The organism is Streptomyces sp. NPDC097129, from assembly GCF_055668065.1.
Genome location: NZ_JBVOQE010000004.1, coordinates 357446 through 373935, shown reverse-complemented (window position 1 = coordinate 373935; position 16490 = coordinate 357446). Strand labels below are relative to the sequence as shown.

Sequence of the window (16490 nt, the reverse complement as noted above, 5' to 3'; positions counted from 1 at the left end):
CCGACACAGAAGACGGCCGTCCCCTCACGCGCTGCGCTTGCGGGACGCCGTCTTCTTCGCCGGGGTCTTCTTCGCCGTGGCCTTCGACGAGGCCGCCGTCTTCTTCGCGCCGGTGCTCCGCGCGGACTTCGCCGTCGACTTCTTCGCCGAGGCCGCGGTCTTCTTCGCGGCGGACTTCTTCGCCGCAGCCGAAGCGGGCGCCTTCTTCGCCGAAGCCGAAGCCGCCTCCTTCTTCGCCGCCGTCTTGCGCCCCCGCAGCGGCCTGACCTCGGCCTCCTCCTTCGACGCCGGGGTCTCCCCCGCGCCGCCGCTCTCGCCGCGGGACTCGCGGGCCGCGCGCACGCTGTTCTCCAGGGCCGCCATGAGGTCCAGGACCGTGCCGCCGGCCGCGGGCTCGGGGGCCTCGGGCGGGGCCACCCCGGAGACCTTGGCGGCGATGACCTCCTCCACCGCCTCCCGGTACTCGTCGTGCAGGTCGTCCATGTCCACCTCGCCGAGGGTGTCCATCAGGGCGTCCGCGAGGTCCAGTTCCTTGTCGCGGACGGTGACGTCGGCGTCCGGCGCGACGCCTTCCGGCGCGCGGACCTCGTCGGGCCACAGCAGGCCGTGCATGGCGATGGCGTCGCCGACGACCCGGAGCATGCCGAGGCGCTCGCGGCCGCGCAGCGCGTACTTGGCGATGGCGACCTTGTTGCTGCGTTTGAGGGCCTCGCGCAGCAGGGTGTACGGCTTGGCGGCCGGGGCGCCGCTGGCGGCGAGGTAGTACGCGGCGTCCATCTGGAGCGGGTCGATCCGGTCGGCCGGGACGAACGCCACGATCTCGATGGTCTTCGCCGTGGGCAGCGGCAGACTGGCCAGGTCCTCGTCGGTGATCGGGATGATCGAGCCGTCCGCGTCCTCGTAGCCCTTGCCGATCTCCGACTGGGTGACCTCGCGCTCCTCCAGCTCGCAGAACTTGCGGTAGCGGATGCGGCCGCCGTCCTCGGTGTGGATCTGGCGGAAGGAGATGGAGTGGCTCTCGGTCGCGTTGACCAGCTTGATCGGGATGCTGACCAGGCCGAACGAGATGGCGCCGTTCCAGATGGATCTCACGTGCACACCCTTTCGGTCGGGTTGGTCCGCATAACTACGGATATCTCCCGTTTGTGGGGAATTCTCATCGTATGACGCCGATCACAGAGGTGGAGGGGCGGCGGATCGCGCTCAGCAACCTGGAGAAGGTGCTGTATCCGGCGACCGGGTTCACCAAGGCCGAGGTGCTGCACTACTACGCGACCACGGCCGGGGCGCTGCTGCCGCACCTGCGGGACCGCGCGGTGTCGTTCCTGCGCTATCCGGACGGGCCGGACGGCCAGCGGTTCTTCACCAAGAACGTGCCGCCCGGTACGCCCGACTGGGTCACGACCGCCGCCGTGCCCCGCTCGGAGGGGCCGGCGCGGATGGTGGTCGTGCAGGATCTGGCGAGCCTGATGTGGGCGGCGAACCAGGTCGCGGAGTTCCATACGCACCAGTGGCGGGTGCAGACGCCGGACGTGGCCGACCGGATCGTCTTCGACCTCGACCCCGGGCCGCCCGCGAGCGTCGTCGAGTGCTGCGAGGTCGCGCTGTGGCTGCGGGAGCGGCTGGCCGAGGACGGGATCGAGGCGTACGCCAAGACATCCGGGTCGAAGGGGCTGCATCTGCTGGCGTCCGTGCGGCCGGCGCCGTCCGAGCGCACCTCCGAGTACGCCAAGCAGCTCGCCGTCGAGGCGGAGAAGGCCATGCCGCGCCTCGCGCTGCACCGCATGACGCGCAGCCTGCGGCCCGGGAAGGTGTTCGTCGACTGGAGCCAGAACGCCGCCCGCAAGACCACCGCGACGCCCTACACGCTGCGGGCCCGCTCGCACCCCTGGGTGTCGGCGCCGGTGACCTGGGAGGAGATCGAGGAGTGCCGGGCGCCGGAGCAGCTGGCGTTCGGCGCCGGTGACATCGCGCCCCGGCTCCAGGACTACGGCGACCTGCTGGCGCCGCTGCTGGATCCGGGGCGCGCGGGACCGGTGCCCTGAGTGTCCGTGCCGCGGCCCGCCCGGCCGCTCATCCGCGCGTCACACGCGCGCCCAGGTGTTGCGGTCGCGGGCCATCGCGTGCAGGGCCTCCACGTCCGCCGGTTTCAGTACGCCGCCCTGGCGGGCCAGCTCGGGCAGGTCCGTGTCCGTGACGACGCGGACGGCGCGCGGCGGCGCGGTGACGTTCACGGACGCCGGGGCGAGCAGGCACAGGACCGGGCGGACCTCGGCGGTCAGCGCGTAGGAGGCGCGGGCGGCGGCCGCGCGGACGTCGCGGGGCAGCGGTACGGGGTCGCGGCGGCCCAGGGTGAGCAGCGGCCCGGCGACCGTGACCTTCTGCTTGCGGGCGTGCACGGCGTGCAGGAGGAACAGTCCGCCGGGGCCGATCAGCAGGTGGTGGACGCGGTCGCCGCCGGGCAGCGGGACGGAGTGCAGTGCGTGCCAGCCGGCGCCGTCCAGGCGGTCCAGCGCCTCGCCGACGGCCTGTTCGGCCTCCAGTGCCCGGCGGCGCGGGTCCGGGCGCAGCCGGTGCGCGGGGCCCGGATCGCGCTCCAGGGCGACCAGGAGGGCCTCGCCGGGCCGGTTGGGGGCGAGGTCGTCGTCGGGGTGGAGGCTGAGGCGGGCCAGCTCGGCGGGGGTGGGCACCGGCGGCGGGCCCACGGCGACCTGGCCGGTCAGGAACGGGCCGAGGGCGTCCAGGACGGCCTCCCGGTGGTCTTCGCTGAGCAGGTTCACCCGGCCGGCCTCACGGTCGTACCAGGCGACGTTCCGTCCGTCCGTGGAGCAGACGTACAGCCGTTCGCGGCCGTGTCTGTAGGTCGGTATGACGCGCAGTCGGCTCATGCCCCATCACCCCATGACCATGGGAACAGGCGGGGTGCTCCCGGGGCAAGAAGGCGGCTACCTTGGGAGGCGGTTGCGCGGGCGGGACAGTGGTGAGCGGGGTGGGGGAGGCGCCGTTGCGTACGCGTGGGAAACAGCCCGAAGTGCCCGTTCCGGACAGCCCGTGGAGCGAGATCGTGCCGGGTCTGTGGATGGGCGGGCACGAGTTCCGGGGCACGTCGGGGCTCAGGGAGTTCGCCGTCGTGCGGGACGAGTTCGATCTGGTGCAGACGCTGCTGCGGCTGCCGGGGCACGGGCCCGATCCCGGGGTCGAGCACCATGTGTGGGACATCCCGGACGGGCCGCTGGACGGCACCCAGCTCGCGGGGGTGCTGCGGCTGGCGCGGGCGGTGGGCGAGGCGCTGGACGAGCGCCGTCGGGTGCTGGTGCGCTGCTACCACGGCTACAACCGCTCCGGCCTGGTCGTCGCGCAGGCCCTGATCCACCGGGGCCACGCGGTGGAGGACGCCATAGGGCTGATACGGTCCCGTCGCTCGCCGTGGGCCCTGCACAACGAGCTGTTCGTGGCGTATCTGCGGGCCGGGCTGCCCACGGTGCGGTTGCTGGAGGAGCTCACCGAATAGGTCCTCCCCGAACAGCCATGCGAACAGCCGTGCGAACAGCCATGTGAGCAGTCATGTGAGCCGTCATGTGAGCAGCCCCTCGAACAGCGAGACCGAGCAGCGCCCCTCGAACAGCAAAAAGGACTTACCTACGAATATGGTGTACGGGGCCCTCGAACATCCCTACCCACAGGAGTCCCGTGCCCCCTCGCCGCCCGCGTGCCCTCCTCGCCGTCCTGGCCGTCGTGCTGGGGGCCGCCCTGACCGCCTGCGGTGACACCGGGGCACTGGAGGGGGCCGGCCCCACGCAGGTCGCGGTCAGCCCGGCCCGGCTGTGGCCGGAGCTGACGCCGGCGGCCTCTCCGGCGTACGACATCGACGAGGTCGAGCGGGAGGTCGTCAAGGGCGTGTCCGTGCCCGGCGACGACATCCGCGAGGTCGATCCGGCGGCGATCGTGCGGGCGGAGATCGCGGCGCACCCGGACCTGTACAAGGCGGGCGGCAAGAGCGGGGAGACGTTCCCTGAGACGGCCCGTCTGGTGCGCGACGCCTGCCGGCAGGGGCCCGAGCGGGGGCGGTGCCCGGTGCTCAAGCCGTACTACCGGGATCTGACCGGGGACGGGCACGACGACCTGGCCCTCGGGTTCCGGCTGCTGCCCGGGCCGATGACGGCCGTACGGGTGTACACCGTCGACCGGCACCGGCTGGTGCAGATCATGAAGTGGGAGGACGCCGTGAGCGCCGTCGAGGTGGCCGGGCGTTCCCTGGTGCTCAGCTCGCCTTCCGACCTGGCGCGCTACGAGTACCGGCTGGAGTGGACCTGGGACCCGGACCAGAAGGCGATGCTGCTCACCCATGACGAGATGGTGCGCACGGGCGGCGGGGTGCGACCGGGGCATCCGGTGCGCAAGCCGTCCTCGTCGCCGTCGGCCTCGGATTCCGGTTCCGCTTCTCCGACGCCCTCGGACTCGGGGTCCGCTTCGCCGTCGGCCGCGGCCTCGGGGTCCGCTTCGCCGTCGGCCTCCGGGTCGGCAGGTGTGCGATGAGGTCCGTGCTGCCGCAGTGGTCCGGGGCGCTGGCGGTGCGGGCGGCCGCCTTCATCACCGTGATGTGCTGTGCGCTGGCCGCGCTGCTCGGCGTACTGGTGCATGTGCAGGTGACGAACCAGACCGTCGGCCAGGCCCGCGACCTGGCGCTCGCCCGGCTGGCGGACGCCACCCAGGCCTTCGAGGCCGGGGACACGCTGCTGCCGAACGCCGGGGTCGACCCCCCGGACCTGCCCGCGCGGCTGCGGACGCTGGCGGCGGCCGGGGAGCGGGGCACGATGGTCGGCGAGCACCGCGGGGAGCCGGCGATGTGGGCGGCCGGGCCCGTGGAGGGCCGCCACGCGCTGGCCGTACGGGTGGACTACGCGCAGCAGGCCCGCACCATCCAGGGGCTGGACGGGGCGATCCTGTGGTCGTCGGCGCTGGCGATCGGGGCGACCGTGCTGGTGGGGGCGTTCGCGGTGAGCCGGGTGACGCGGCGGCTGCACGCCACGGCGCGGGTGGCGCGGCGGATCAGCGCCGGGGATCTGGACGCGCGGGTGGACGACCCGCGGGCCGGGGACCCGTCACGGCCGCAGGACGAGGTCGCGGCGGTCGCCTCCGCGCTGGACTCCATGGCGTCGTCGTTGCAGGGCAAGCTGCTGGCGGAGCAGCGGTTCACCGCCGACGTGGCGCATGAGCTGCGTACGCCGCTGACGGGGCTGCACGCGGCGGCGGAACTGTTGCCCGCGGGGCGGCCCACGGAGCTGGTGCGCGACCGGGTGGCCGCGTTGCGCACGCTCACCGAGGATCTGCTGGAGATCTCGCGGCTGGACACCGGGCGGGAGCGGCTGGACGTGGACAGCGAGGAGCTGGGGGCGCTGGCGGAGCGGGTGGTGCGGGCGTCGGGGACGCAGACGGAGGTGCGGATCGTCCGGGACGCGCGGGTGGAGACCGACCGGCGGCGGCTGGAGCGGGTGCTGGGGAACCTGGTGTCCAACGCGCACCGGCACGGGAAGGGGCCGGTGGTGGTGACCGTGGACGGGCCCGTGGTGACCGTGCGGGACCACGGGGACGGGTATCCGGACTACCTCGTCGCGCACGGGCCGCAGCGGTTCCGTACGGAGGGGGGTGCGAAGGGGCACGGGCTGGGACTGACGATCGCGTTCGGGCAGGCGGAGGTACTGGGCGCGCGGCTGACGTTCGCCAACGCGGTGGGGGGTGGGGCGTTGGCGACACTGTCCCTGCCGGGGGCTCCGCCGGCTGTGGGGTGAGGGTGGCTCCGCCGGGGGGGGCCTTGGGGGCGTTGCGCGGGAGGTGCGGTGGGCTCCGCCCGGGGGTCGGGGGTGTTTGCCCACCCACCCACCCGCCCGTCTCGGTCGGCCAGGAGGCCACGCCACGGGGCTCCGCCCCGGACCCCGGCGGGGGCTTCGCCCCCTGCGCCCCCAGGGTGTTCGCCCTCCCCCCACCCCCTCCCGATGGCCCAGCATTTCGCGCACCCTCCCCCCGAACCGACCTAACGTGGCGATTAGTCAGGTTTTGGCCCCTCAGGTTCCTCATGGAGGTACCCATGTCCCGTCGCCACCGTCTCGCCCGGTTCGCCATAGCCGCTTCGACCGTCGCGCTGCTCACCGCCGTCTCCGGTGCGCCCGCCGTCGCCGATGACGGGTGGGGGGACGACCCCTCGGCCTCCAGTCAGGGCGGCGGCGGTGACGGTGGGGACGGCGGGAGCTGGGAGCAGCAGGGCGGGGGAAGCGGAAGCTCGGAGCAGGGTGGGGACAGCGGAAGCTGGGAGCAGGGCGGAGGCAACGGAAGCTCGGAGCAGGGCGGCGACAGCGGGAGCTGGGAGCAGCAGGGCGGCGGCGGTGGTGGCGAGCACGAGTCGCGGCTCGCCCGGGGGCGCGTCACCGCCGGGACGTTGCTGTTGCGCAGCGCGCCCAGTCGGGGCAGCCAGGTGATCCGTTCCGTGCACCGCGGTGAGATCGTCTCCATCTACTGCCAGACCCGCGGTCAGAGCGTCGAGGGCGACCGGCTGTGGTACCTGCTGACGGACGGCACCTGGGCCTGGGGTTCCGCCCGCTACATCCAGGTCCTCGGGTCCTCGCCCCGCTGGTGCTGACGCCGCTGACACACCCTCACCCGCTCGCCCTGCAGGCGCGGCACAAGTCGCCCCGTTTGGGTAAGTTCCGGACATGACGAACGCCGGAACCGGAATCACCGTGGCAGTGGCGGACACCCCCGCTCCCCCGGTCCCCCTCCCCCGGCGCCGTGGCGTCGAACTCTCCCTCATCGTCGTCGCGGTCCTGCTGTCGGTGTGCGGCTACTGCGTGGTGGGGCTGGGCCGCACCGGCGCCGTGCCGCCCGGCGCCGCCGGCTACGGCGCCGGGCTCGGCGTTCTCGCGCTGCTGGCGCATGTCATCGTCCGGTTGCGTGCACGGTACGCCGATCCGCTGCTGCTGCCGATCGGCGTCCTGCTCAACGGGCTCGGGCTGGTGCTCATCTACCGGCTCGATCTGGAGACGCCGGGTGACCGGGCGGCACCCACGCAGCTGGTGTGGTCGACGCTCGGGGTGGCGTTCTTCATCATCGTCGTCGCCATGCTCCGCGATCACCGGATGCTCCAGCGCTACGCCTATGTGTGCGTGGCCGCCGCGCTCGCGCTCCTCACGCTGCCGATCCTCTTCCCGGCGGTGAACGGGGCGCGGATCTGGATCCGGATCGCCGGGTTCTCCATCCAGCCCGGGGAGTTCGCCAAGGTGCTGCTGGCGGTGTTCTTCGCCGCCTACCTCGCCGCCAACCGCACCGCGCTGACGTATGCCGGGCGGCGGGTGGGGCGGATGCAGGTGCCGACCGGGCGGGTCCTCGGGCCGATCGTCGCGGTGTGGCTGGTGAGCGTGGGAGTGCTGGTGCTGGAGCGGGATCTGGGGACCTCGCTGCTGTTCTTCGGGTTGTTCGTCGTCCTGCTGTACGTCGCCACCGGGCGGTCGGGGTGGATCGCCGTAGGGCTGGTGCTGGCCGCGCTGGGGGCCGTCGCGGTGGGGCAGATCGAGCCGCATGTGCACGCGCGGATCGAGGACTGGCTGCATCCGTTCGCCTCCATCGACGCCGGGCAGGGCGCCAACCAGCTCGCCCAGTCACTGTTCGCGTTCGCGGCGGGCGGGGTGCTCGGCACGGGGCTCGGTCTGGGGCACTCCGTCCTCATCGGGTTCGCCACCAAGTCCGACTTCATCCTCGCCACCGCCGGGGAGGAGCTGGGGCTGGCCGGGCTGTCCGCCATCTTCCTGCTCTACGGCCTGCTCGTGGAGCGCGGGTACCGGGCCGGGCTCGCGCTGCGGGACCCCTTCGGGCGGCTGCTCGCCGTAGGGCTCGCCTCGATCGTGGCGTTCCAGGTGTTCGTCATCGCCGGCGGGGTGACGGGACTGATCCCGCTGACCGGCATGGCGATGCCGTTCCTGGCGCAGGGCGGCTCCTCCGTCGTCACCAACTGGGCCATCCTCGCCCTGCTGATCCGCGTCAGCGACTCGGCCCGCCGGCCCGGCGCCACCCCGGAGACGCCATGACCCGCCGGCCCGGCGCCACCCCGGAGACGCCATGACCCGCACCATCCGCCACTCCGCCGCCTTCTGCGCCCTGCTGCTGGTCGCGCTGCTGGTCAACGCCGCCCGCGTGCAGGTCGTCGTCTCGGGCGGCTACGACGACAACCCGGCCAACCGCCGTAACACCATCGCCCGTTACGCCCAGCCCCGCGGCGACATCGTGGTCGGTGGCCGGCCGGTCACCGGCTCCCGGGACTCCGGCGAGCAGCTGCGCTACGAACGCGCCTACAGCGACGGCCCGTTGTACGCGCCCGTCACCGGCTTCTCCTCGCAGGAGTACGGCACGACCCTGCTGGAGCACACCGAGGACGCCGTACTGGCGGGCACCGACCCGCTGCTGGCGTCGCTGCCGCTGGTGGGTGAGCTCACGCGGGCCCGCGACCCGGGCGGGGACGTGGTGACCACCCTCGACCCACAGGCCCAGCGGGCGGCGTACGAGGGGCTGGCCGGGCGCAAGGGCGCGGTCGCGGCGATCGAACCGGCGACGGGACGCATCCTGGCGCTGGTGTCCACGCCGTCGTACGACCCCGGTGTGCTGTCCGGGAACGGGCCGCGGGCGGCGCGCGCCTGGGCGCGGCTGAACGCCGACCCGGACAAGCCGATGCTGAACCGGGCCGTGCGCCAGACGTATCCGCCGGGCTCCACCTTCAAGGTGGTCACCGCGGCGGCGGCGCTGGACGCGGATGTGGTCGGGGACCTGGACGAGCCGACCACCTCCCCGGACCCCTACCGGCTGCCGGGGACGACGACCCGGCTGACGAACGAGGGCGACGGCTGCCGGGACGCCTCGCTGCGGGACGCCTTCGAGTGGTCCTGCAACACGGTGTTCGCGAAGCTCGGCGTGGACGTGGGGGCCGCGCAGATGGTGCGGACGGCGCAGGGCTTCGGCTTCAACGACAAGCGCCTGCGCATCCCGTTCTCCGTGGCGCCCAGCACCTTCGACACGACCGTGGACCGGGCGCAGCTGGCGTTGTCGTCGATCGGTCAGTACAACACGCGGGCCACGCCGTTGCAGATGGCGATGGTCGCGGCGGCGGTCGCCAACGGGGGCCGGCTGCGCACGCCGTATCTGGTGGAGCGCACCACGCGGAGCGGGGGCGCGACGGTGACCACGGCAGGGCCGCGTCCGTCGCGGCAGGCGATGCTCCCGTCGACGGCGGCGAAGCTGCGCAGGCTGATGGAGGGCGTGGTGCAGGAGGGCACCGGCACCAACGCGGCGATCCCGGGCGCGATCGTGGGCGGCAAGACCGGCACCGCGCAGCACGGCCTCGGCAACACCGGTACGCCGTATGCCTGGTTCGTCTCGTGGGCGCAGGGCGAGCGGGACATGGAGGCGCGGGTCGCGGTCGCCGTGGTGGTCGAGGACGCCTCCGCGAACCGGGGCGAGATCAGCGGCGGCGGTACGGCGGCGCCGATCGCCCGTGCCGTGATGCAGGCGGTGCTCAGCTCGTGAGACGGGGGCTTCCGCGAGGCGGACGCCCGACCTACCGTTCGGTCATGACTGACGCCATGTTCGAACTCGCCCAGGTCAACATCGCCCGCCTCCGATTCCCGCTGGACTCCCCCGAGTTGAAGGACTTCGTCGACGGCCTCGACCCCGTCAACGCCGCAGCTGACGCGGCGGACGGCTTCGTGTGGCGGCTGCAGAGCGAGGGCGGCGACGCCACCGACATCGCCGTCTTCGGCGACGAGTGGCTGATCATCAACATGTCGGTGTGGCGGGACTCGAACGCGCTGACGGCGTTCATGTACCAGGGGCTGCACCGGGAGCTGCTGTCCCGGCGCCGGGAGTGGTTCGAGCGGGTGCGGGAGGCGATGGCGGCGCTGTGGTGGGTGCCGACGGGCCACCGCCCGACGGTCGCCGAAGCCGAGGCCCGGCTGCTGCACCTGCGCGCCCACGGCCCGACGCCGTACGCCTTCACGCTGCGTACGACGTTCCCGGCGCAGCACGCGGAAGCGGTCCTCGGCGACGGGCCCGCGCGGGGCGTGGCCGCCGAGGCCCTTCAGTGCCCGGTGTAGGTCAGAGCGGCTTGAGGAGTTCGGTGCGGACCTGGAGGGCGGTCTTCGCGGCGGCCTCCAGGTCGACCTTCTGCGGGTCCTGGGCCATGGTCTCGGCGGTGAGTTCGGCGATGGAGGCACCGGTGTTGTCGTCGGCCCAGCCGCACATCGGCACGGTCAGCGTGGTGCCCATCTGCACCTGGGTGAGCACCTCGCACGTCACCGTGATGCCGGAACCGTCGGGGTGGAAGTCCTTCGGAGCCACGACGACCTTGGCCTGACCCTCGCCGGCGCCCTTCATCATGTTGTCGCGGGCCTGGTCGGGGTGCTTGAAGCGCCCGTACATGCCGGAGACCACCAGGGTGCCCTTGGTCTGGTCGCCGCCGAGGGAGTACTGGCCGACGACGGCGTGGGTGTCCTTGGCGTCCCAGGAGCCGTCGGCCTCGTCCTCGATCTTCTTGCCCTCGGAACCGGACAGGTCCTGGCTGAGCGTGTAGCGCCCGTCGAGCAGCGTCTTGGACAGCACCAGCTTGTTCTTGGCCTCCGGGAAACCGCCGCCCTTGGAGCCGACGAACGCCAGCACGGCCACGACGACCACGATCAGGGCGACGACCCCGCCGACGATGCCGATCACCATCCCGCGCCGCTTCCTCGGCGGCGGCGCCAGGGGCGGCGCGCCCCAGCCCTGGGGCTGCGGCGGGTAGGGCGCGGGGGGCTGCTGTCCGTACGGCGGATACCCGCCGGCCGGAGGCTGCCCGTACGGCGCCTGCGGCTGCTGCGCACCGTAGGGGCTCTGGCCGTAAGGAGGTTGGCCGTAGGGGCTCTGCGGCTGCTGACCGTAAGGATTCTCGGGAGGCGTGGACACGCCAGAACCGTACTCCACACGGGTGACACTGCTTGCCCTTGCCCGTCTGCGGGCGGCGCGGACGAGTTGGCGCACGGGGGATTGACGGGCTTACTGACAAGCAGTCTCATAAGAAGACGTGACCGGCGGGTAACTCCGCCACGCCCCCGTACGACGAGGTGGATGAGCCATGACGACCCTGACGGAAGCCGAGGCGCTGGACGGCCTGCGGGACGCGCTCGGCCTGCTCAAGGACCGCGAACAGGTGGCCGAACGCCTCCTCGCCTCCTCCGCGAAGCACTCCTTCGACCCGGACAAGGAGCTGGACTGGGACGCGCCCTTCGAAGAGGGCAAGTGGTTCTGGCCGCCGGAGCTGGTGTCGCTCTACGGCACACCGCTGTGGAAGCGGATGAGCGAGGAGCAGCAGATCGCGCTCTCCCAGCACGAGGCCGCGGCACTGGCCTCGCTCGGGATCTGGTTCGAACTGATCCTGATGCAGCTGCTCGTCCGCCACATCTACGACAAGGCGGCGACCAGCGCGCACGTGCGCTACGCCCTCACCGAGATCGAGGACGAGTGCCGGCACTCGAAGATGTTCGCGCGGGTGATCTCCCGGGGCGGCACGCCGTGGTACCCGGTCAGCCGCACCCACCAGAACCTCGGCCGCCTGTTCAAGACGATCTCGACGACACCGGGGTCCTTCACGGCGACGCTGCTCGGCGAGGAGGTCCTGGACTGGATGCAGCGGCTGACCTTCCCGGACGAGCGGGTCCAGCCCCTCATCCGCGGCGTCACACGCATCCACGTCGTGGAGGAGGCCCGCCATGTCCGGTACGCCCGCGAGGAGCTGCGCCGGCAGATGCTGACGGCGCCGAAGTGGTCGCAGGAGTTCACGCGGGTCACCTCCGGTGAGTTCGCCCGGGTCTTCTCCATCGCCTTCATCAACCCCGAGGTCTACACGAACGTGGGCCTGGACAAACGGGAGGCCATGGCCCAGGTGAAGGCCAGCGGCCACCGCCGCGAGGTCATGCAGACCGGTGCGAAGCGTCTGACGGACTTCCTGGACGACATCGGAGTCCTCCAGGGCGTCGGCCGCCGCCTTTGGAAGTCCTCAGGCCTGCTGGCGTAACGAGGCCGCCAGCAGGGGGTTCGCCCCCGGCGACTCCTTCCACCCGGCGTTGCGGCTGGGAGGGGATGGGGTGCGCAACCGGCGCTGGGCGAGCGCCCGGTGCTGTGACTGGCCGGGGGTGGGTACGCAGCCCGGCGTGACGGGGTACCTCCCCCAAGCTCTTCGAGTAGGGGGTACCCCCAGCCCACCCGTGCCGCCCCAGCGGCACGACTGCCCGCAGCTACGCCGACATGGCCGCCCGGGGCTGTGCAGCCGATGCGGAAGGCGCGACAGCTCGCAGCCGCGTATGGCGGCGTAGCGGCCCGCCCGCGGCTGCGCGCTGGGCCGCCCCGCGCGGCGGTCCGCACCCGCGGGCGGAAGTGGCGACGGGCTGTAGTCGCCGACGGCGGGAAGGGGGCGGGGTGGGGGGTGTCCGCCCGCAGTGGCCGGCACCGGCGGAGGGCGCCCTCGTCGGAAACGGGCGGCCGGACCGAGGACGGACACCCCCCACCCCGGCCCCGACCCAGAAACCGGCCGCAGGCGCGACAGCAACCGGCCACCGGACAGCAACGGGCCGCCGCAGGCACAAAAGGGGCGCGGGGAACTGCGCGACCAGCCACAACGAAACCCGCAGACGACAACGCACCCAGCGCCGCAGGCACAACGCACCCGAAACACGACCCACCCCACCCCACAGCGGACGCGACTACGCTGCGAAGCATGACCCCCTCCACCACCCCCGCCTACCGCCGCCTCAGCGTCGAGGAACGCCGCAGCCAGCTGCTCACCTCCGCCCTGTCGCTGTTCGCGCACCGGGCCCCGGAGGAGGTGTCCCTGGACGACGTCGCGGAAGCCGCCGGAGTCTCCCGCCCCCTGGTCTACCGCTACTTCCCCGGCGGCAAGCAGCAGCTCTACGAGGCAGCCCTCCGCTCCGCTGCCGACCAGCTCCAGCTCTGCTTCGACGAACCGCACACCGGCCCCCGCCTCACCCGCCTCTCCCGCGCCCTCGACCGCTACCTCACCTTCGTCGACCAGCACGACGCCGGCTTCAGCGCCCTCCTCCAGGGCGGCAGCGTCGTCGAGACGTCCCGCACCACCGCCATCGTGGACGGAGTCCGCCGCGCCGCCGCCGACCACATCTACCGCCACCTCGACGTCCGCGCCCCCGGCCCCCGCCTGCGCATGACCGTCCGCATGTGGATCACCGCGGTCGAGGCGGCCTCCCTGATGTGGCTCGACGACGACAAGCAGCCCCCCGCCGCCGAGCTGCGCGACTGGCTGGTCGAGCAGTTCGTCGCCGCCCTCGGCGTGACCGCGGGACGCGACCCGCAGACCGCCGACGTGCTCGCCGCGCTCGCCGGGGATGTCTGAGACTGGTGGCGTGAAGAGCGAAGACACCCCCTTCGAGGGCGGCCCCATGGACGGCCGGGTCCTCCCCGTGCTCGTCGGCCCCACCGGCCACCCCCCGAAGACGTACCGCATCCCGGTCCCGGACGCCGCCGGCGGCCCGCCCACCGTGCTGGTCTACCGCCGCGTCCCCCGCGGCCACAGCAAGCGCATGGGCCTGACCCAGGGCTGGAAGTACGCCTTCGACCCCGCGGGCGACACAAGCACCGGCCGTCTGCGCTGGCCCTGGTCGAAACCCGCCGCGCAACCCCACCGCACGCCAGACGCCACGCCAGACGCCACGCCGGACGGCAACCCGCACGACCCGCACGAGTGACACCTTTGCGCCGGTCCGCGCACGTCCGGCGCGCGCACTTCGCGCAGCCGTCCCAAGCTCACGGTGCGGAGCAGAGGGGCTGCCCCGCGCCGGAGGTGATGACGTGTCAGGAAAGCTGCTGCGTCTCGTCGGTACGACGATGGCGGCGGCGCAACTAGCGCTCGCACCCACCCATGCCGCAGCCATGCCCGACCCCCAGCCACAACCACCCGCAGACGCACAACAACAACCACCCGCAGAAGCACCAGACGCACTGGATGCACCAGACGCACTGGATGCACCAAACGCACCGGACGCACCGGAGGCACCGACCGCACCGGACGCACCCGAAGAGACCCCCAAGACCCTCCCCGCCCTCCTGACGGAGCTTCAGACCCTGTACCAGCAGGCGGAGCAGGCCACCGAGGCCTACAACGCCACCGAGGAGGCGCTGAAGAAGAAGCGCGCCGAGGTGGCCCGGCTGGACACCGCCCTGGCGAAGGCGCGGCTGTCCCTGCACGCCGGCCGCGGCGCCGCCGGCCGGCTCGCCCGCCAGCAGTACCAGAACAGCAGCGACCTCTCCCCGTACCTGCGGCTGCTGCTGGCGTCCGACCCGGAGCACGCCCTCGACGAGGGCCATGTGATCGGCCGGCTGGCGCGCGAGCGCGCGCAGACCATCGGCCGTCTCACCGGCAGTGAGCGCAGGGCCGCGGACCTCGCCCGCCGCGCCCGTACCGCACTCGACCAGCAGCTGACGCTCACGGAGCGGCAGAAGAAGCAGCGCGACGACGTGCGGCGCCGCCTCGCCGAGGTCGAGAAGCTGCTGGCCTCCCTCACGGCCGACCAGCTGTCCGCCCTGACCGCGCTGGAGCGCACCGGTACCGCCGAGGCGCAGCGCAGCCTGGTCGCCTCGGGCGCGCTGGGCGGCGACGACAAGCCGTCGTCCACCGGGGGCGAGCGGGCCGTGCGGTACGCCGAGCGGCAGATCGGCAAGCCGTACGCGTGGGGCGCGCAGGGCCCGGCGTCGTACGACTGCTCCGGGCTGACCTCTCAGGCCTGGCAGGCCGCCGGTACGCCGATCCCGCGTACCAGTCAGGAGCAGTGGGCGCGGCTGCGGCACGTCCCGCTGCGCACGCTGCGCCCCGGGGATCTGGTGGTGTACTTCCCGCAGGCCACGCACGTGGCGCTGTACGTGGGCGGCGGCAGGGTGATCGAGGCGCCGCGCGCCGGGGAGAGGATCAAGCTCTCCCCGATCGCGTCCCATCCGATCCTGGGAGCGGTCCGCCCGGACCCGAAAACCCCGCCCCACCCGCTCCCGGCGAACCCGCCGGGCCCGCTCCCGGCGAACCCGGCAGACCCGGCCCGGAAGGACCAGGCACCCGCGACCCCCAAGGACCATGCACACCCGGCCCCGAAGGACCAAGCGCCCCCGCCCCCCGGCAAGCCGACCGCCCTGTAGCTCGCCGAACGGCGCTACCCGGCCAGCGACCCCAGATAGGCGGCCGTCTTCTCAGGCTCGTAGAAGAAGTTCTCGAAGTCGGCCGGGTCGTTGAATGCGTTCGCGAACCGGTCGGCCGCCGGCTGGAGCTCGCCCGCCGCGCCGATGAGGTTCAGCACGTGCTCCGGCGGCGGCGCCAGCATCGCGTTGGTCCACTTCACGACGTGCTGCGCCGTGCCCCAGTACCGGTCGAACGCCTGCTGCATGAAGTCCTCGTCGAACGGCTTGTCGCCGTGGTCGAGGATCGCGGCGAGGTAGGCGGCCGCGCACTTGGACGCCGAGTTGGAGCCCTGCCCGGTGATCGGGTCGTTGGCGACGACCACGTCGGCGACGCCGAGCACCGCGCCGCCGCCGGGCAGCCGCCCGATCGGCTTGCGCACGGTCGGGGCGTAGCGGCCGGCCAGGGTGCCGCCGGCGTCGGTCAGCTCGACCTTGGTGGCCCGCGCGTACTCCCAGGGGGTGTACCGCTCCATGAGTTCCAGGGTCAGGGAGAGGTGCTCCGCCGGGTCCTTGACGCCCTTGAAGACGTCGAGCGGGCCGCCGGGTATGCCCTCCCAGAACAGGATGTCGGCGCGGCCGGAGGTGGTGTACGTCGGCATGATGAACAGCTCGCCGACGCCGGGCACCAGGTTGCAGCGGACCGCGTCGAACTCGGGGTGCTCCGGGCGCGGTCCGAGGCCGTGCACGTACGCCACGGCCAGAGCGCGCTGCGGCTCGCTGTACGGGGAGCGGGAGGCGTCCCGTTCGAACATCGACACCAGTTCGCCCTTGCCGGCGGAGACCAGGACGAGGTCGTAGGCACGGGAGAAGTAGTCGAGGTCGGAGACCGCCGCGCCGTGGATGACGAGCTGGCCGCCGCGCTGCGCGAACGTCTCCATCCAGCCGGCCATCTTCACGCGCTGGTCCACCGACTGCGCGTACCCGTCGAGCCGGCCCACCCAGTCGATGGCGCGGGCCGCGGGGCCCTCGGCCCAGGAGCCGGGGGCCGCCACCGAGACGCCGAGTCCTTGGATCTTCGGGGCCTGGGACTCCCAGAAGTTCAGCTGGAGGTCACGCTCGTGCTGGAGTGCCGTGTGGAACATGCACTGCGTGGACATGACCCGGCCGGAGCGGATCTCGTCCGCGGTCCGGTTCGACATCAGGGTGACCTCGTAGCCGTGCGCCTGCAGGCCGAGGGCGAGCTGGAGGCCGGACTGCCCGGCCCCTACGACGAGTATCTTCCGCATGCG

The 16490-nt window shown here is 72.8% G+C and carries 16 protein-coding genes; 12 read left to right on the top strand and 4 right to left on the bottom strand.

Annotated elements, in window-relative coordinates; all coding sequences use genetic code 11:
• Positions 1-24 precede the first annotated feature (24 nt).
• Positions 25-1092, bottom strand: coding sequence for a non-homologous end joining protein Ku (gene ku / locus AC0B9F_RS15540; protein ID WP_472002744.1), 1068 nt, complete (start codon positions 1090-1092; stop codon positions 25-27).
• A 71-nt stretch (positions 1093-1163) separates the two neighbouring features.
• Here ku and ligD point away from each other — a divergent pair, with 71 nt between their 5' ends.
• Positions 1164-2045, top strand: a complete 882-nt coding sequence (gene ligD / locus AC0B9F_RS15535) for a non-homologous end-joining DNA ligase (RefSeq protein WP_472002742.1) — start codon at positions 1164-1166, stop codon at positions 2043-2045.
• A 39-nt stretch (positions 2046-2084) separates the two neighbouring features.
• On the opposite strand, the gene AC0B9F_RS15530 is transcribed toward ligD, so the two are convergent.
• On the bottom strand, positions 2085-2888 hold the full coding sequence (locus AC0B9F_RS15530; RefSeq protein WP_472002740.1) for a nuclease-related domain-containing protein: 804 nt from the start codon (positions 2886-2888) through the stop codon (positions 2085-2087).
• A gap of 116 nt (positions 2889-3004) precedes the next feature.
• On the opposite strand from AC0B9F_RS15530, the gene AC0B9F_RS15525 reads away from it, so the two are divergent.
• The 7 genes from AC0B9F_RS15525 to AC0B9F_RS15495 all read left to right on the top strand — a co-directional run bounded on the left by AC0B9F_RS15525 (position 3005) and on the right by AC0B9F_RS15495 (position 10130).
• Positions 3005-3511, top strand: a complete 507-nt coding sequence (locus AC0B9F_RS15525; RefSeq protein WP_472002738.1) for a protein-tyrosine phosphatase family protein — start codon at positions 3005-3007, stop codon at positions 3509-3511.
• Between the two features lie 179 nt (positions 3512-3690).
• On the top strand, positions 3691-4536 hold the full coding sequence (locus tag AC0B9F_RS15520) for a hypothetical protein (protein WP_472002736.1): 846 nt from the start codon (positions 3691-3693) through the stop codon (positions 4534-4536).
• The gene (locus AC0B9F_RS15515) at positions 4533-5789 is read left to right on the top strand and encodes an ATP-binding protein (RefSeq protein ID WP_472002734.1); all 1257 of its coding nucleotides are present in this window, start codon (positions 4533-4535) and stop codon (positions 5787-5789) included. The genes AC0B9F_RS15520 and AC0B9F_RS15515 overlap by 4 nt, the downstream gene beginning before the upstream one ends.
• 296 nt (positions 5790-6085) lie before the next feature.
• The gene (locus AC0B9F_RS15510; protein ID WP_472002732.1) at positions 6086-6634 is read left to right on the top strand and encodes an SH3 domain-containing protein; all 549 of its coding nucleotides are present in this window, start codon (positions 6086-6088) and stop codon (positions 6632-6634) included.
• A 73-nt stretch (positions 6635-6707) separates the two neighbouring features.
• Positions 6708-8075 (top strand): FtsW/RodA/SpoVE family cell cycle protein, encoded by a 1368-nt coding sequence (locus AC0B9F_RS15505; RefSeq protein ID WP_472002730.1) that lies wholly within the window; start codon positions 6708-6710, stop codon positions 8073-8075.
• A gap of 31 nt (positions 8076-8106) precedes the next feature.
• Positions 8107-9564, top strand: a complete 1458-nt coding sequence (locus AC0B9F_RS15500; RefSeq protein ID WP_472002729.1) for a penicillin-binding transpeptidase domain-containing protein — start codon at positions 8107-8109, stop codon at positions 9562-9564.
• A gap of 44 nt (positions 9565-9608) precedes the next feature.
• The gene (locus tag AC0B9F_RS15495) at positions 9609-10130 is read left to right on the top strand and encodes a DUF3291 domain-containing protein (RefSeq protein ID WP_472002727.1); all 522 of its coding nucleotides are present in this window, start codon (positions 9609-9611) and stop codon (positions 10128-10130) included.
• A 1-nt stretch (position 10131) separates the two neighbouring features.
• On the opposite strand, the gene AC0B9F_RS15490 is transcribed toward AC0B9F_RS15495, so the two are convergent.
• Positions 10132-10974, bottom strand: coding sequence for a hypothetical protein (locus AC0B9F_RS15490; protein ID WP_472002725.1), 843 nt, complete (start codon positions 10972-10974; stop codon positions 10132-10134).
• A 169-nt stretch (positions 10975-11143) separates the two neighbouring features.
• On the opposite strand from AC0B9F_RS15490, the gene AC0B9F_RS15485 reads away from it, so the two are divergent.
• From AC0B9F_RS15485 to AC0B9F_RS15470, 4 genes are all read left to right on the top strand, one after another.
• On the top strand, positions 11144-12082 hold the full coding sequence (locus AC0B9F_RS15485) for an AurF N-oxygenase family protein (protein ID WP_472002723.1): 939 nt from the start codon (positions 11144-11146) through the stop codon (positions 12080-12082).
• A gap of 699 nt (positions 12083-12781) precedes the next feature.
• Positions 12782-13432, top strand: coding sequence for a TetR/AcrR family transcriptional regulator (locus AC0B9F_RS15480; RefSeq protein ID WP_472002721.1), 651 nt, complete (start codon positions 12782-12784; stop codon positions 13430-13432).
• 10 nt (positions 13433-13442) lie between these two features.
• The gene (locus tag AC0B9F_RS15475) at positions 13443-13784 is read left to right on the top strand and encodes a hypothetical protein (RefSeq protein WP_472002719.1); all 342 of its coding nucleotides are present in this window, start codon (positions 13443-13445) and stop codon (positions 13782-13784) included.
• A gap of 103 nt (positions 13785-13887) precedes the next feature.
• Entirely contained in the window at positions 13888-15222 is a 1335-nt protein-coding gene (locus AC0B9F_RS15470; protein WP_472002716.1) for a C40 family peptidase, read from the top strand.
• Positions 15223-15236: 14 nt separating this feature from the next.
• On the opposite strand, the gene AC0B9F_RS15465 is transcribed toward AC0B9F_RS15470, so the two are convergent.
• A complete protein-coding gene (locus AC0B9F_RS15465) occupies positions 15237-16487 on the bottom strand; it encodes a styrene monooxygenase/indole monooxygenase family protein (protein ID WP_472002714.1) in 1251 nt (416 codons plus the stop codon).
• Between the last annotated feature and the right edge of the window lie 3 nt (positions 16488-16490).

Excerpts from the sequence above, each read along its gene's own strand:
- ligD (WP_472002742.1), top strand. The coding sequence starts at position 1,164 with ATGACGCCGATCACAGAGGTGGAGGGGCGGCGGATCGCGCTCAGCAAC.
- AC0B9F_RS15530 (WP_472002740.1), bottom strand. The coding sequence starts at position 2,888 with ATGAGCCGACTGCGCGTCATACCGACCTACAGACACGGCCGCGAACGG.
- AC0B9F_RS15515 (WP_472002734.1), top strand. The coding sequence starts at position 4,533 with ATGAGGTCCGTGCTGCCGCAGTGGTCCGGGGCGCTGGCGGTGCGGGCG.
- AC0B9F_RS15510 (WP_472002732.1), top strand. The coding sequence starts at position 6,086 with ATGTCCCGTCGCCACCGTCTCGCCCGGTTCGCCATAGCCGCTTCGACC.
- AC0B9F_RS15505 (WP_472002730.1), top strand. The coding sequence starts at position 6,708 with ATGACGAACGCCGGAACCGGAATCACCGTGGCAGTGGCGGACACCCCC.
- AC0B9F_RS15500 (WP_472002729.1), top strand. The coding sequence starts at position 8,107 with ATGACCCGCACCATCCGCCACTCCGCCGCCTTCTGCGCCCTGCTGCTG.
- AC0B9F_RS15495 (WP_472002727.1), top strand. The coding sequence starts at position 9,609 with ATGACTGACGCCATGTTCGAACTCGCCCAGGTCAACATCGCCCGCCTC.
- AC0B9F_RS15485 (WP_472002723.1), top strand. The coding sequence starts at position 11,144 with ATGACGACCCTGACGGAAGCCGAGGCGCTGGACGGCCTGCGGGACGCG.
- AC0B9F_RS15480 (WP_472002721.1), top strand. The coding sequence starts at position 12,782 with ATGACCCCCTCCACCACCCCCGCCTACCGCCGCCTCAGCGTCGAGGAA.
- AC0B9F_RS15465 (WP_472002714.1), bottom strand. The coding sequence starts at position 16,487 with ATGCGGAAGATACTCGTCGTAGGGGCCGGGCAGTCCGGCCTCCAGCTC.